Below are 14,157 nucleotides of genomic sequence, written 5' to 3'. Positions count from 1 at the left end.
AGTAGTGAAGTAACAAATTCAATAAATTTCCGCAGTTGGAATTGGCATAATAATAAAAATTGATATAATTTACTTTAGCTATATTTAATGCGTTGTTTTATAGCTAACACACCATACCACCGTGGCACTACACTAGTAACAGAACGACAATTGTCAGTAGCTCAAGTTAGGGTAGATATGGCATTCACAATATCGTTTGTAAACCTATAGCTATATATAATGAATGAATTTTTTTATATATTCGTTATTAGTATTTTGTATTTCTTGGACAGTTCCGTGGTAGATAATATTCCCTTCGTATAATACTGCTATTTTATCAGCTATTTTAAATGCACTATGAATATCATGTGTAATCGTGATAATTGTAGGGTTAAAGTCTTTAGATAATTTTATTATTATCTCGTTTACCATATCTGACATAATTGGGTCCAATCCTGAAGTTGGCTCATCCAATACAATAATTTCTGGATTGTGCGCAATCGCCCTTGCAAGTGCTACTCTTTTTTTCATTCCGCCTGATAGCTCGATTGGAAACATATCTGCTATGCTTTCCTCCAGTCCAACATCATTTAATTTCTCGATTGCTAGCTGTTTTGCCTCCTTTTCGCTGATATTAAAGCGCTTTTTATAATTAAAAGATATATTTTCCCACACTGTAACGTAGTCAAATAAAGCAGAATTTTGAAATAAGACTCCAAATTTATTTTTGCTTTCACTATTTATTTTAATAGACCCTGAGTCTGGTTTTAGCAATCCAATGATTATTTTTGTTAATACAGATTTACCACTTCCTGAGCCGCCAAGTATGACTAATGATTCCCCCTTCGATATATTAAAACTTATGTTGTTTAATATCGTTCTATCATCAAAAGACAAGCTTAGGTTCAATATTGATATTATGGGGCTATACATGTATCAAAGTAATCAAGTAGTTTGCTAAAATGATCAATATGGACGAAAAAACAACAGTTGATGTTGTAGCAACACCTACTCCTCGTGCACCTTCTCTACAATGGTAACCGTAATAACAACTTGAAACAGAAATTATAGCCCCAAAAGCAGTCGCTTTCATTAGCCCAACAACAAAATCGTTTATATTAAAGAATTGAGCTGTATATTTTATGTATATATTTAAATTGTGGTTAAATTCAAAGACTGCGGTGACATACCCTCCAAATATTCCTATTAGATCTGCACATACTGTAAGTATTGGAAATACTATAACTGACGCTAGAATTCTTGGTGCAATTAAATATTTAAAAGGATTGATGTCCAAAGTTGTAAGTGCATCTATTTGTTCAGTGATGCGCATCGTGCCAATTTCTGCTGCAATTGAGGACCCAACCTTTCCTACCATTATTAAGCTAATCAAAACTGGCCCTAACTCTTTAATGATAGTGATCGTAACAAGCTTAGGTACTACTTGTTCTTGATTAATCAATAGACCACTTAAGCTACTTTGTAAAACTATCACCGCTCCTATAAAAACTCCAGTGAGCCCAACAATTGGTAAAGAGAAAAAGCCTATCTCTATAATTTGTTTTGCTACATTGCTAAAATAATACGGTGGCACAAAGCAGTGGTATAGAGATTGAATAAAAAACACAAATGCGTTACCAAGCCTCAACAGAAAGTTGATAAAGCACCTACCGATTATTCTAACACTGTTTACATCAAAGGAACTCACTTTGCATTTATCTTAGCTAAAAATTAGTTTTACTGATTTTATTAAAATTTTTATTAACTCTATCGCAGAGTATAGTCAAGATATATCTTAAGTTCAATATACTTTGATCAAAATGCTTGAGTTTAAGTTTATAAGACTGAATTGTATAAGAAAACCTTACTTATTTCGCTATTTACTTCTTGTAAAAAACATGCTACTAATAAATTGTGTTATATAATTGAATTGGAGTAAGTTTTGGCAGTTCCGAAGAGAAAAAAGTCAAAGTCAAGGCGTAATATGCATCGTTCTCATCATACTATTAAGCCTAAGAATATTGTGGTATGTGCAACAACTGGAGAATTCATGTTGCCTCACAACATAGCAGTTGACAATAGTTACAAAGGAAAACGTGTTTTCATTAAACAAAAGGCGGAGTAACTCATGATATGTTACCCACGGTCAACAACAACATAGTTATCGCACTTGATGCTATGGGAGGGGATTTTGCACCTCTTTCCGTAATTCAGGGTGCTAGTTTTTTCTTGGATAATCTTGTTGATCCAGGTGTTGAAGTTTTTTTTCATATTTATGGAGATCAGAAAGAAATATCTCCTTTGCTTTCAAAATACAAAAAAGTAATCGATAACTCCGAATTTACCCATTGCTCTGATAATGTTCTTCCAAATGATAAACCCTCTTTTGCACTGAAACATCGCAAAGATTCAAGTATGAAGGCAGCTGTTGAAGCAGTGAAAAAAGGTAAAGCTTTTGGAATGGTGTCTTCAGGCAACACTGGAGCATTGATGGCTATCTCCAGATTTATTTTAGGAACATTACCCAATATCTATCGTCCTGCTATTGCATCTGTCTGTCCAACTAAGACAAAAAGCTTTGCATTGCTTGATCTTGGTGCAAATGTTGACTGTAATACTGACTCATTATTTCAATTTGCATTAATGGGGAGTATATTTGCAAAAATAGCATTAAAAGTTGAAAATCCTGAAGTCGCTTTGCTAAACATTGGTACAGAAGAAGTGAAAGGTACTGACTCAGTAAGAGGAGCTTTTGAGTTACTCAAAAATGCTCCAAGTATTAACTTCAAAGGATATATAGAGGCAAGTGAATTTTTAGATGGTAATATAGACGTAATTGTTGCTGATGGTTTTGTTGGTAATGTAATGCTCAAGACAGCTGAGGCAACTGCTGGTACTTTTATCAGTCTAATAAAACAGGAAGTATTTAATTCATGGATGACAAAAATGCTTGTCGGCATATTGTTGAAACCCAAGCTAAATAAAGCATTAGAGCGTTTTAATCCTAAAATTAGAAGTGGAGCTATGTTTTTAGGGCTAAATGGTATCATTATAAAGAGCCACGGAAATTCTGATGCTATTTCTTTTGCTCACGCTATAAAATTTGCAGTAAATGCAATCAGTGAAAATTTAAACCAGAAGATAATTAACGGGGTAAGTCATATTGAATAAAAGTTTCATATTGAGCACTGGTTCTTACCTACCAAAAAAAATTTTGAGTAATAACGAAATTGCATCGATAGTTGAAACAAACGATGAATGGATAAGGCAAAGAACAGGAATAGTTCAAAGACATATAGCGGATGAAGGAGAACTAACGTCAGATTTAGCTGTTAATGCAGCGAAAAATGCTATAGAAAAAGCGAAAATTTCAATAGATGAAATTGGTTTGATCATAGTTGCAACAACAACACCTGACAAAACTTTTCCTAGCTGTGCAACGATTATACAAAGTAAATTAAAGTGTAAAAACGCATTTGCTTTTGATGTACAGGCAGCATGCTCTGGTTTTATATATGCAGTTACAGTTGCTGATTCACTTATAAAGTCTAACGATAGAATTAAATACGCGCTTGTTATTGGTGCTGAAATAATGTCTAGGATTGTTGATTGGGAAGATAGGTCAACTTGTGTACTCTTTGGTGATGGTGCTGGTGCAGTGATAATGAAATCAGAAATGAGTAGCAGTAGCATTATATCAACAAACTTACACTCTGATGGCAATGTGGATTTATTATGTACAAACGGAGGAATATCCTCTACTCGTGATTCTGGAAAGATACTTATGAATGGAAGAGAAGTGTTTAAACATGCAGTAGAGAAATTAACAGCCTCAGTAGAGGAAACTCTAAAATGCAATAGTTTGAAAATTACTGATATTGACTGGTTAATTCCCCATCAAGCAAACATTCGCATTATTGAAGCAGTAGTAAAGAAATTAGATTTTCCTATAGAAAAAGTAATTAATACAGTTGATAAGCATGCAAACACCTCAGCAGCGTCAATTCCACTAGCCTTAGACTATGCAGTACAAGAATTAAAAATAAAGTCAGGAAATCTGATATTGCTGATTTCAATAGGTGCAGGTTTAGCCTGGGGTTCTGTGTTACTGCGCTATTAGACTTCCTATTACTCACGCTTCTTTTTTCTCAGTTTTATCGTTACATGCTGTACTGACAAAGTTTTGAGATATTATCACAAACATTATATTCACAAGAAATACTTGACTTCACGTGTACTAAGAAGCATTTTATATATGATGTGTGCCCGTAGCTCAGTTGGATAGAGCAACAGCCTTCTAAGCTGTGGGTCGTAGGTTCGAATCCTACCGGGCACATTCTTCTATCAATGCTTTCTATAAATTTTCAAGTATTCTGGTACCACATTTTCAATTGCTAGTGGTCTAATTTTCATTGTTTCGAGATCATCTGACTTTTCGATTGAACTACTCATCATAACTTTCACCTGATCTCGAGTAAGTATAGGGCTTGCATCTCCAGTTATAGGTTTTAACAGCACAGAAACAACTTTACTTTCTAAGAAAAAGGCTATCAATCTTGCCATTGGAAAAGGTACATTGATCAGTAGACACTTTCTGTTAGTCACATTCAGAATAAACTTTAATAAGCTTTTAAAAGAGTAAACTTTTGATCCACCTATATTATAAATTTTTTTATCTTGCTTATTAAAGCTGATAATACGGTATACCACTTCAGCTAAGTTTGTTACACATATCGGCTGAAACTTCGTTATTCCACTACCGATCAACGGCAAAAAAGGAAGAATTGTTGCTAATCTTGCAAATTTATTAAAGAAATTATCTTCTTTACCAAATACAAGACTGGGCTTAATTATCATTGCTCCTTGAAACGCCGAAGCTACAGCTTTCTCACCTTTCAATTTACTTTGGGCATATTTTGATAACTTATCATTTTCTATTCCCATGGCAGAAAAATGTATCATCATGGATACATTTTTTATTTGCGCAGCTTTTGCTATTCTTTCAGCTATTCCAACATGAACTGTATAGAAATCGTATTTTCTTTTTTCATATAATATTCCTACTAAGTTTATAACAACATCACACCCCTCCATACTTTCTAAAATTGATTTTTCATTAAAAAAATCTCCTTCAAGTATTGATATTTGCCCTAAGTTGCCACATAACTTTAGACAAGCAGCTTTTTCCTGATCACGAGTAAATATTCTTATTAAATACCCCGCCGCTGCCAAGCGTCTTACGATGTGTTTTCCTATAAATCCCGTTCCACCAAAAATAACTATACGTTTTATCACAGTTAAAACTTCCAATAACTTAACTTTAAATTAATACAATAGTTTTATTTAATATTCTATTGTGAATTCCTGCACTATAAGGTCCATTCTCATTCCATGAGAACCTTTAACTAAAATTACATCATTACCTTGAACAATATTAGCTAAATTACTTTTCAATTGGTTAGAATCATCGAAATGCATGCCTTTTATATTCTCCGGTAAAAGTTTATTCAATTCTAACATAAATTTACCAACTGTATGAACTTTATTCACATTTTGTTCTACTATAGAGTCAAGCAATTCTGTATGAAATACTATGCTTTCATTACCAAGTTCTAACATATCGCCGAGTAGTGCCACTTTTCTTAAATTAGAATATGTACCTAAAGTTCTTATTGCAGCCTTCATTGAAGTAGGGTTAGCATTATAGGAGTCGTTAATCAAATGTACTAATTTTCCATTGTATTTAGCTTGATGAACATTACCTCTACCTTCTGTTACAGTAAAATTCTCAAGTGCTAGTGGTAATTTCGATAAATCAAGTCCTAGACTTTGCACAACTGCTGTCACAACTAATGCAGAGTATGTAAAATGCTCACCCCGCAAACGTAAATTACAGTTTATAATTTGACCGTTGTGCGGTTTAATTTTTAAATTTATACCGCTATCGTTTCTTATTAGGTCTAACAAACGAACAGTAGCACTTTCATTCTTACCAAAGCTCACTACATTTCTGTCAGCATTTGATAAAAGATAATCATAATGTTTATTATCCTTGTTCAAAACCAAAGTACCATTATTTTTCATACCACATAGGACTTCTAACTTCGCTTGCGCAATATCAAGTAGAGATGAAAAATTTTCAACATGCGCAGGTTCGATGTTGGTAATAACTGCAATATCCGGATTGCTAATCTTCGATAGCTCTTTTATCTCACCAGCTCTATTCATTCCCATTTCAAGGATTAAGTACTGGCAGTTTTTTGGGACTTTTAGAATAGTAAAAGGTAATCCTATATTATTATTCAAGTTATCTTTGTTTGCATAAGACGCTCCATATTGCGATAGAACAGTGTGCAGCATGTCCTTTGTAGTCGTTTTCCCGACACTACCTGTAATTGTAATAACTTTAGCATTAACAAGAACATTTCTAATGTAATATGATGCCATATTATGCAAAGCTTTTAGAGTATCTTGCACAATAATTAGAGGAAAATTTCTATATTTATCTTCGCTTACTACCGCAACAACAGCTCCTTTTAAAAATGCTTCATGTAGAAAATCATGCCCATCAAATTTCTTTCCCTTGAGAGCAATAAATAAATCGCCTTTTTTTATGCTTCTTGTATCCGTTGAAATATTTGAGCTATATACCAAATTACAAACACCCTCCCCTCTTCCGCCAGTAGCATCGATAATATTATTTGCGTTCCATTTTAACATAATTTATCTTTAAAGGTAATTTGAACAAGAAAAGCAGCAAAAATACTACATACTTTGGTAATGTACAAATAATGATTGCTATCTCTATAATTTCATCTTATAATAGATATACAAGCTTAAATATTTTCGTCTATAATTGGGTGTATTTTACTATCTGATTGTAGAAAGTGACTTGGAGGTATGTATGGCAAAAGATGAGTCAAATAAAAAGTCTATTTTGGCTAAGATAAAAGGCGTGTTTTTTCTTGTCCCTAAAGCACTTATTTATCCTATAAAGAAACCGTTTGCTTCAATTGATGAAATGAAGCATGATGCTAAAGTTTCATTAAAAAAGGCTGTGAGTGATGTACCTAAAGAAGAAGAGAAATATGACCCACCTATAAAAACCACAGGAGCTAGTAAGTACCTTGGCATACAAATAACAAAACAAGAAAAAGGTAAGGTAAGTTTTTTAGCGTCAAGAACTTTAACGGGGGATATACCTTACTTGAGTCCAGAGAAATTAGATAAAATAAGGAAAGATCTGCCAAATATAACTATATTTAGAGAAGAAAACAAAATTGTAATTGAAGTTGATGTTGAGAAGATTATCCAAGAAATAAAAGATAAAAATCCAGGTATAGATGAAAAAGTAATGAAAAAGTACGCTCTTGAAGGAATTTATAATAAAATTGATTATGATCTCAAAAATTTGGCAAAAATTACTGGTGAAGAGTTTAAAGTTCACACAGACCGAAAGTTGCTGTATGATATTGCAGAAAAGTTGTATAGTGGATACGATAGTAAAAAGCAACAGTCACAAGAAGTTATAAGGTCTATAGGTAAAGAAAAGTCATCAGAGAAAATTTTAAATAATTGGCAAAAAGCTATTAAACAAGATTTTGAAAGTTGCGAAAGCATAAGAGGTAGGGGGAAATAAATTATGGAGAGTGTTATGAAAGAAGTTAAAATAGAGGAAAGGTATCATAGCCTAACTGTTCCTGGAAATATGTATCATTTACAACCAGAAGTTATTGCTGCAAGAAGGGCAAAAAGAATAGAAACGTTTTCAAAAAGACACCAAATGGGCTATGGGTCAGTTTTGCGTGGACAAGATATACAGCTAAAAGACGTTTCAAGTCTTGAAGATGCTTCTAGCGAAGCAGCAATAAGCCCACCTTCTACACCAAATCATAAGCAAAATAGAAGAGGACCAGGAATTTAATAAAGTATGGGTAGTACAGCTTATGATGACACTAATATTTTTGCTAAGATATTAAGAGGTGAGTTGTCTTATGAGGAAATACATAAAAATGAAAATGTGCTAGCTTTTCGTGATAAGTATCCTGATGCACCAGTTCATATTCTAGTTATACCAAAAGCTCAATACGTTTCATACGATGATTTTGTTCTGAAAGCTTCCGAAGAGGAAATAGTAAGTTTTTTTAAAACTGTTAGAGAAATAGCACATAAATATAACTTAGAAAAAACAGGATATAGATTAGTTACTAATCACGGTAAAGATGGAGAGCAAGTTATACCGCACTTTCACATACATATTTTAGGTGGTAAAAGATTAGGAAAGCATGTAAATTCATAGTGTTATATGTTTTTTAAATGAGTGAATATTTAACCATATTAATTTTTATCTGTGTATCAATTGTAGTATCCTTTACTTTAGGTGTATTACCTATGTTTCTTGCAGTCAGTAACCCAGATGGTGAAAAGCTTTCTACATATGAGTGTGGCTTTAATCCTTTATCAAGAGCCAGAAAAAGTTTCGACATAAAATTTTACTTAGTTGCAATATTGTTCATAATATTCGATTTAGAAATTGCTTTTCTTTTCCCTTGGGCCGTTTCTTTATCTAAAATAAGCTATTGCGGATTTTGGTCTATGATGATATTCCTTGCAATACTTACTATAGGCTTTATTTATGAGTGGTGTAAAGGTGCGTTGGAATGGGAATAAATTTATCTAATGGCGACTGGAATCGTTACAAAAAAGAAGGTTTTCTTATCACTAAATTTGGCGATTTAATAGATTATATAATGAACTGGGCAAGGTCTGGTTCATTGTGGCCAATGACATTTGGTCTTGCATGTTGCGCAGTAGAGATGATGCACACTGCATCCAGTCGTTATGATCTTGATAGATATGGCATAATCTTTCGTGCAAGCCCAAGGCAAGCAGATGTTATGATTGTTGCTGGCACGTTAACTAATAAAATGGCAGCAGCATTGCGTAAAGTTTATGATCAAATGGCAGATCCCAAATACGTCGTCTCTATGGGAAGTTGTGCAAATGGCGGTGGCTATTATCATTATTCTTACTCAGTAGTCCGTGGTTGCGATAGAATTGTGCCAGTTGATGTATATGTTCCTGGATGCCCTCCAACTGCTGAGGCGTTACTATATGGAATGCTATGTCTACAAAATAAAATAAAACGAACTAAGAATATATAGCATGGATAAAACTGCAAAATACATACAAAAAAAGACTAAATGTGAATGTATTCAGAAAAATGATGGCACTATTGTAATATATTCAGCTTTGAATGACATTGAAAATCACTTACTCTTTCTACGTGATGATGAAAAGTGTAGGCTTGAATTATTAGTTGACGTTTTTGGAGTTGATTACCCAGATAGAGAAAAACGTTTCGAGCTAATATACAATTTGCTCAGCGTTGTACACAATATCAGAGTACACATAAAGCTTCAGTTATGTGAAGGTGATATACCTCTAAGTGTAGCAAAGATATTTAACGCAGCTTCGTGGTTTGAGCGTGAAGTATTTGATATGTATGGAATAGAGTTTTCTGATCACCCAGATTTACGTAGGATTTTAACGGATTATGGATTCAAAGGTCATCCAATGTTAAAAGATTTTCCTCTCACTGGCTACGAGGAAGTAAGATACGATATAGAGGCAAAAAAGGTTGTATATAATCCTATAGACTTACCACAAGATTTTCGTATGTTTGACAGCTTATCCCCTTGGGAAGGTAGTAAAGCCACAAAAGTAAATATAAAGGAGTAGAAAATGACAGCACAAAGAAAAAAAATATCTTTGATTGGTGCGGGAAATATCGGTGGGACTCTTGCCCATATGATTGCACTAAGAGAGCTAGGAGATGTTATTTTGCTTGATGTAAGCGATGGAATACCACAAGGTAAAGCGCTTGACATTACAGAATCATCTCCTATTGATCGATCTAATGTCAATATTACTGGTACAAATAGGTATGAAGATATAAAAAACTCTGACGCAATTATAATAACTGCTGGCATTGCCAGAAAACCTGGAATGAGCAGAGATGACCTTCTGCAAACTAATGCTGCAGTAATGAAAGAGGTTGGGGAAAATATTAAAAAACATTCTCCAAACGCATTTGTAATAGTGGTTACCAATCCTTTAGATGCTATGGTTTCAGTAGTATACAAATCTTCAAGTCTGCCAACTAATATGATTGTTGGTATGGCAGGAGTGCTTGACTCTGCTCGTTTTCGTTATTTTCTTGCAAGTGAGTTAAATATTTCTGTCGAAGATGTATCTGCTTTTGTGCTTGGAGGACATGGTGACACTATGGTACCACTAATCAATTATGCTTCAATTGCTGGCATTCCACTTACCCAAATCATTGAGATGGGTTTGATTACGCGAGGAAAAGTTGATGAAATAGTTGAGCGCACTCGTAATGGTGGAAAAGAAATAGTTGATCTACTTAAATATGGATCTGCATACTATGCTCCTGCATCTTCAGCCATAAGCATGCTAGAATCATACTTAAAAGATAAAAGGCGTATATTACCATGTGCTGCTTATCTTAATGGTGAATATGGTGTGAAAGACTTATTCATTGGTGTTCCTACTATTATTGGCAAAAATGGAGTTGAGAAAGTTCTAGAAGTTAAAATGAACGATAGTGAACAAGAGATGTTTTATAAATCTGTAAGTGCAGTAAAAGAGCTCTGTCAGCTAAATTAATTGCCCTATAGAATTTCTTTGAGCTCAAGCTTCGAAAACAGTCTAAAAAAATTATTTGTAGTTATTTTTGCTACTTGTTCCGGCGATTCATTCCATAATTCTGCTAAACAATTCACAACATATTTCACCATTGCCGGTTCATTTTTTCTTCCTCTGTAAGGCTCAGGAGATAGATAAGGTGCATCAGTTTCAACTAAAACACGCTCACGTGGCACATTTTGTGCAATTTCTCTTAGTAAGTTCGCATTTTTAAAAGTAATAATTCCAGAAAATGAAATGTATAATCCCAAGTCCATAGCCTTATAAGCAAGCTCTTTAGAAGAAGCAAAGCAATGCATTACTCCACTAAAAGCGTCCTTCTTCATTTCTGAATTTAACATATCAATCATCTCACTATCAGCATTTCTAGTGTGAATAACTAAAGGTAATCCTGTTACTTTTGCCGCTTCTATATGTGATGCAAAACTTTTTTTTTGATTGCTTTTGTTATCAGATTTATAAAAATCTAATCCGGTTTCACCGATACTAATTACCTTTTTGCCCTTAGTAAATTCAATCAATTCATCAGCATTTATACACTCACCTTTTTCCACATTAGTATCAAGCGGATGTATACCAACGGAGCAGTAGACTTGATCATAGGATGAAGAGATTTTTAATAATTTGGGGATATCATTAATGCTTATACATATGTTATGCAAAATTCTCACACCATTTTGCTCTGCTCTTGAAATTACCTTTGGTATTTCATCATCAGAAAAATAAATTAGATGACAATGAGAATCAACTATCACAAATAGATCCTTTTATGATAGAAGAAAACTCTTCTATCACTTTTTTATAAACTTCTTTTTTGAACGGTATGGCACTGGCTACCAAATCATCCACATTTTGCCAACGCCACTCTTTGAACTCTGGATGATCAGTATAGTTAATATTAATATCCTTATCCTTCCCACAAAATTTCATTAAGAACCACCTTTGCTTTTGGCCAGAATACCTCCCATTCCAGCATATCGGTATAACTTCCTCGGGTAAGTTGTAATATATCCACTCTTTATTTTGAGCCACAACTTCTGCTTCATCAGTACCAACTTCCTCCAATAGCTCACGTCGCGCTGCCTGCTCTAGCTCTTCACCTTCATCAACTCCTCCTTGTGGCATCTGCCAATAAGAGTCACTATCAAAACGTTTTCCAATAAAAATATTCCCCTGTTTGTTAAATAACATTATGCCAACACAAGGGCGATACTCTTTCTCCTCACTAATCACAAATACTCTCTATTGCTAAATTATCTATCATAGAAGTTCCAACTACTTTTTTACTATTCATTTTTTCAACAATTTTTTTTGCAACTTCTTTTGCGCTTAAGTTTGAGTTATCAATTTCAAGTGAACCTTGAGGCATAAATAGTTTCTTTCCTTTAATTCTTCTCATAGCAAAATCTGAATCAGTAATTTTTCTCTCCTGCTCTCTTTCCTTTAATTGAACGCGCTTTACTAGTTCTCCACTATTACAATATAACACCACAGGGAGAATCTCTACGTTCATTTTTTTACTTAAATTCACCACTGAGTTATATACTTTTTGATCATAGGAATCACCTTTTATCAATTCGTTTGTAAATATATAATGCTTTGATTCTATATGGTATTTTTCCAATATTGCTAACATATTCTCTCTAATCACAAAAATTTCTTCCCATATTTCACTTGTAACCTCAGCGTTTCTGAAATCAATCATATCAAATATAATATTATTAAACAGGTTATTGTCTACTATCACCCCATCAATAATATTACACAGCTCTTTTGCAATCGTAAGTTTGCCACTACCCGGAAATCCGATTAAGTAAATGATCATACCATCAGAAAACTATCATATATTACAAATATATGTATTATAAACGTTACACTAGAAACATATCAAAAATAGTTCATATTCAGAAATTTTGAGTGTATCATTACAGATAAATTATATAATTTAGAATAATGAATGGTGATACAGAATCAATAAAAAATACAATTGTAGATGTAATAGATCAAAACAAAGGTCAAGATATAGTTACTTTTGATGTACAGAATAAAACTGTCATTGCAAAATATATGATCATTGCATCCGGTGATTCGAGCCGCCATGTAAAAGCATTAGCTGAGCACGTGATGAAAAATCTCAAGCAATATGATAAAATAGATGTAGAAGGTATGGATGAAGGTAACTGGGTGATTGTGAATTTTCAAGGTATAATGGTTCACCTATTCAGGCCAGAAGTAAGAGAATATTATAAGATAGAAGAGTTATGGAATTGATTATCCAGGTAGCTGGTATACACTTTCAAATGTTGTAATTTTGAAGGCAACCCTTATGAAGTTGGTGGTGTCATTCCAGTGCTTGACGCTGGAATGGCTTTGTTGCATCACTCTTCGGATAATAGGTAACGTGGAATAAATTCATGAAGCTATCTCAAATTTAGCCATGCCTATATCAGTAAATTTGTTAAGCAAATAACACTTGAGTAGCAGTTCTCTCTCACGATTAACCTCAGATTTGTTTCTAAAACTAAAACCAAATGTTTGCTTCAGTCGCAAGAAAAAACTTTCTATATAAGATCTCTTCCCATAATTTATCTCTTTTTTCCACCTCTTCATACCATCTTCATCATATGACTTTATGAGCTTGATTGTAGAATTTCTCTCATCCATATAATCCAACTTTGGATGCTCTACTGCATTATTTTGCGGAGGAATCCTTGTCTTTATGTCAAGCTCATCGCACAGTTTGTATAACTTCTTTCGATTATATGCCCTGTCTGCATATAGTGTGCTTATATTATATTTAACATCAATCCTTGCAATAAGATCACATGCTCCATAGTGGTCAGAATAAACTCCGCCACTGTATTTTGCTGCTATAACTTTTTTGCTACCTATCTCTAGCATTACATGCAGTTTTCTTGTTTGCTCATAGCGGCGATACTTTCTATCTGTACCATTTGCCTTGCTATGACCTGGAATATTATTGTAGATCAGTACTATCTATGGCAATCTCAATATCTTCTGTATTATTTTTATCATGTCTTCGATCATTAATTTTGATGTTAAGTTTTTTTAAGCCTTCTTGAGGCCTGGGAATAGCTAATAACTTGCAAGTTTTTCCTTACTTGCTCAAGGTACCCTGCTATAAATCCCGCTGTTTGTCTCAGACCTATTCTAAATAAATAAGTTATTATGTGAACCAGAATCACGACCTTATCGCTATAAATATAGTTGCCACCAGCCATTTTTGGACCTTTTTCGTACCAATTTTCTATGGCATCATTGACGTAATAAAAAATATTTCCCCTCTCTTGGAGAAATTTGTTATATTCATGGCAGTTACTGACTCTCATTTTTTGTGGCATATTTTTCTTTAGTAGGTTAAATGCTTGTCTTATAGTGAATTTTGTCAGTAACTGCCAGTTCTTTTTATTTGACCTATGCAACAAAGCC

Annotated in this window: 18 protein-coding genes, 1 tRNA gene and 1 pseudogene; 12 read left to right on the top strand and 8 right to left on the bottom strand. The window is 33.7% G+C overall.

Annotated elements, in window-relative coordinates:
- Window positions 1-210: 210 nt before the first annotated feature.
- A complete protein-coding gene (locus OUY_RS02945; protein WP_010405332.1) occupies window positions 211-912 on the bottom strand; it encodes an ABC transporter ATP-binding protein in 702 nt (233 codons plus the stop codon).
- Complete coding sequence (locus OUY_RS02940) at window positions 905-1,687, bottom strand: MlaE family ABC transporter permease (protein ID WP_029237671.1); 783 nt, start codon at window positions 1,685-1,687, stop codon at window positions 905-907. Before OUY_RS02940 ends, OUY_RS02945 begins: the two co-directional genes overlap by 8 nt.
- Window positions 1,688-1,921: 234 nt before the next feature.
- Here OUY_RS02940 and rpmF point away from each other — a divergent pair, with 234 nt between their 5' ends.
- From rpmF to OUY_RS02920, 4 genes are all read left to right on the top strand, one after another.
- On the top strand, window positions 1,922-2,104 hold the full coding sequence (rpmF, locus tag OUY_RS02935; protein WP_029237672.1) for a 50S ribosomal protein L32: 183 nt from the start codon (window positions 1,922-1,924) through the stop codon (window positions 2,102-2,104).
- Window positions 2,105-2,112: 8 nt separating this feature from the next.
- Window positions 2,113-3,150, top strand: a complete 1,038-nt coding sequence (gene plsX / locus OUY_RS02930) for a phosphate acyltransferase PlsX (protein WP_010405337.1) — start codon at window positions 2,113-2,115, stop codon at window positions 3,148-3,150.
- Window positions 3,143-4,099, top strand: a complete 957-nt coding sequence (locus tag OUY_RS02925; RefSeq protein ID WP_139686644.1) for a beta-ketoacyl-ACP synthase III — start codon at window positions 3,143-3,145, stop codon at window positions 4,097-4,099. Before plsX ends, OUY_RS02925 begins: the two co-directional genes overlap by 8 nt.
- 142 nt (window positions 4,100-4,241) lie before the next feature.
- Window positions 4,242-4,315: transfer RNA gene (locus OUY_RS02920), tRNA-Arg, on the top strand.
- Between the two features lie 8 nt (window positions 4,316-4,323).
- Here the strand turns inward: OUY_RS02920 and OUY_RS02915 are convergent.
- On the bottom strand, window positions 4,324-5,274 hold the full coding sequence (locus OUY_RS02915) for a complex I NDUFA9 subunit family protein (RefSeq protein WP_179945645.1): 951 nt from the start codon (window positions 5,272-5,274) through the stop codon (window positions 4,324-4,326).
- Between the two features lie 48 nt (window positions 5,275-5,322).
- Window positions 5,323-6,699, bottom strand: coding sequence for a UDP-N-acetylmuramoyl-tripeptide--D-alanyl-D-alanine ligase (locus OUY_RS02910; protein ID WP_139686643.1), 1,377 nt, complete (start codon window positions 6,697-6,699; stop codon window positions 5,323-5,325).
- Between the two features lie 184 nt (window positions 6,700-6,883).
- On the opposite strand from OUY_RS02910, the gene OUY_RS02905 reads away from it, so the two are divergent.
- From OUY_RS02905 to mdh, 7 genes are read left to right on the top strand one after another with little or no spacing between them, the layout of a single operon-like run.
- On the top strand, window positions 6,884-7,618 hold the full coding sequence (locus OUY_RS02905) for a hypothetical protein (protein ID WP_139686642.1): 735 nt from the start codon (window positions 6,884-6,886) through the stop codon (window positions 7,616-7,618).
- Window positions 7,619-7,621: 3 nt separating this feature from the next.
- A complete protein-coding gene (locus OUY_RS02900) occupies window positions 7,622-7,903 on the top strand; it encodes a hypothetical protein (protein WP_139686641.1) in 282 nt (93 codons plus the stop codon).
- Window positions 7,904-7,909: 6 nt separating this feature from the next.
- The gene (locus OUY_RS02895) at window positions 7,910-8,278 is read left to right on the top strand and encodes an HIT domain-containing protein (RefSeq protein WP_006014413.1); all 369 of its coding nucleotides are present in this window, start codon (window positions 7,910-7,912) and stop codon (window positions 8,276-8,278) included.
- A 17-nt stretch (window positions 8,279-8,295) separates the two neighbouring features.
- A complete protein-coding gene (locus tag OUY_RS02890) occupies window positions 8,296-8,649 on the top strand; it encodes an NADH-quinone oxidoreductase subunit A (RefSeq protein ID WP_064085468.1) in 354 nt (117 codons plus the stop codon).
- Window positions 8,640-9,143: a NuoB/complex I 20 kDa subunit family protein gene (locus OUY_RS02885; protein WP_007302257.1), complete on the top strand. Its 504-nt coding sequence runs from the start codon at window positions 8,640-8,642 to the stop codon at window positions 9,141-9,143. The genes OUY_RS02890 and OUY_RS02885 overlap by 10 nt, the downstream gene beginning before the upstream one ends.
- 1 nt (window position 9,144) lies before the next feature.
- Window positions 9,145-9,720 carry an NADH-quinone oxidoreductase subunit C gene (locus OUY_RS02880; protein WP_017532371.1) on the top strand — a complete coding sequence of 192 codons (576 nt, stop codon included), beginning with the start codon at window positions 9,145-9,147 and terminating at the stop codon, window positions 9,718-9,720.
- 3 nt (window positions 9,721-9,723) lie between these two features.
- A complete protein-coding gene (mdh, locus tag OUY_RS02875) occupies window positions 9,724-10,668 on the top strand; it encodes a malate dehydrogenase (RefSeq protein WP_139686640.1) in 945 nt (314 codons plus the stop codon).
- A 5-nt stretch (window positions 10,669-10,673) separates the two neighbouring features.
- Here the strand turns inward: mdh and OUY_RS02870 are convergent, their stop codons facing one another.
- The 3 genes from OUY_RS02870 to OUY_RS02860 are packed head-to-tail and all read right to left on the bottom strand — an operon-like array spanning window position 10,674 to window position 12,532.
- Window positions 10,674-11,462: a TatD family hydrolase gene (locus OUY_RS02870; RefSeq protein WP_010403563.1), complete on the bottom strand. Its 789-nt coding sequence runs from the start codon at window positions 11,460-11,462 to the stop codon at window positions 10,674-10,676.
- Complete coding sequence (locus OUY_RS02865) at window positions 11,452-11,940, bottom strand: RNA pyrophosphohydrolase (RefSeq protein ID WP_139686639.1); 489 nt, start codon at window positions 11,938-11,940, stop codon at window positions 11,452-11,454. The genes OUY_RS02870 and OUY_RS02865 overlap by 11 nt, the downstream gene beginning before the upstream one ends.
- Window positions 11,933-12,532 (bottom strand): AAA family ATPase, encoded by a 600-nt coding sequence (locus OUY_RS02860; protein WP_010403570.1) that lies wholly within the window; start codon window positions 12,530-12,532, stop codon window positions 11,933-11,935. Before OUY_RS02860 ends, OUY_RS02865 begins: the two co-directional genes overlap by 8 nt.
- A gap of 128 nt (window positions 12,533-12,660) precedes the next feature.
- Between OUY_RS02860 and rsfS the strand changes: the two genes are divergently transcribed.
- Window positions 12,661-12,978 (top strand): ribosome silencing factor, encoded by a 318-nt coding sequence (gene rsfS / locus OUY_RS02855; RefSeq protein ID WP_007302263.1) that lies wholly within the window; start codon window positions 12,661-12,663, stop codon window positions 12,976-12,978.
- Between the two features lie 141 nt (window positions 12,979-13,119).
- Here the strand turns inward: rsfS and OUY_RS06880 are convergent.
- Window positions 13,120-14,069, bottom strand: a pseudogene (locus tag OUY_RS06880) (IS5 family transposase).
- Between the last annotated feature and the right edge of the window lie 88 nt (window positions 14,070-14,157).

This window comes from Wolbachia endosymbiont of Leptopilina clavipes (assembly GCF_006334525.1).
GTDB lineage: Bacteria > Pseudomonadota > Alphaproteobacteria > Rickettsiales > Anaplasmataceae > Wolbachia.
The sequence above is the reverse complement of the archived record's forward strand: the minus strand, read 5'-3'. Positions and strand labels throughout refer to the sequence as shown.

What these genes read in the sequence shown, in the direction of transcription:
- OUY_RS02945 (WP_010405332.1), bottom strand. Translation starts at nt 912, where the DNA reads ATGTATAGCCCCATAATATCAATATTGAACCTAAGCTTGTCTTTTGAT.
- plsX (WP_010405337.1), top strand. Translation starts at nt 2,113, where the DNA reads ATGTTACCCACGGTCAACAACAACATAGTTATCGCACTTGATGCTATG.
- OUY_RS02910 (WP_139686643.1), bottom strand. Translation starts at nt 6,699, where the DNA reads ATGTTAAAATGGAACGCAAATAATATTATCGATGCTACTGGCGGAAGA.
- OUY_RS02905 (WP_139686642.1), top strand. Translation starts at nt 6,884, where the DNA reads ATGGCAAAAGATGAGTCAAATAAAAAGTCTATTTTGGCTAAGATAAAA.
- OUY_RS02900 (WP_139686641.1), top strand. Translation starts at nt 7,622, where the DNA reads ATGGAGAGTGTTATGAAAGAAGTTAAAATAGAGGAAAGGTATCATAGC.
- OUY_RS02895 (WP_006014413.1), top strand. Translation starts at nt 7,910, where the DNA reads ATGGGTAGTACAGCTTATGATGACACTAATATTTTTGCTAAGATATTA.
- OUY_RS02890 (WP_064085468.1), top strand. Translation starts at nt 8,296, where the DNA reads ATGAGTGAATATTTAACCATATTAATTTTTATCTGTGTATCAATTGTA.
- OUY_RS02885 (WP_007302257.1), top strand. Translation starts at nt 8,640, where the DNA reads ATGGGAATAAATTTATCTAATGGCGACTGGAATCGTTACAAAAAAGAA.
- OUY_RS02880 (WP_017532371.1), top strand. Translation starts at nt 9,145, where the DNA reads ATGGATAAAACTGCAAAATACATACAAAAAAAGACTAAATGTGAATGT.
- mdh (WP_139686640.1), top strand. Translation starts at nt 9,724, where the DNA reads ATGACAGCACAAAGAAAAAAAATATCTTTGATTGGTGCGGGAAATATC.
- OUY_RS02860 (WP_010403570.1), bottom strand. Translation starts at nt 12,532, where the DNA reads ATGATCATTTACTTAATCGGATTTCCGGGTAGTGGCAAACTTACGATT.
- rsfS (WP_007302263.1), top strand. Translation starts at nt 12,661, where the DNA reads ATGAATGGTGATACAGAATCAATAAAAAATACAATTGTAGATGTAATA.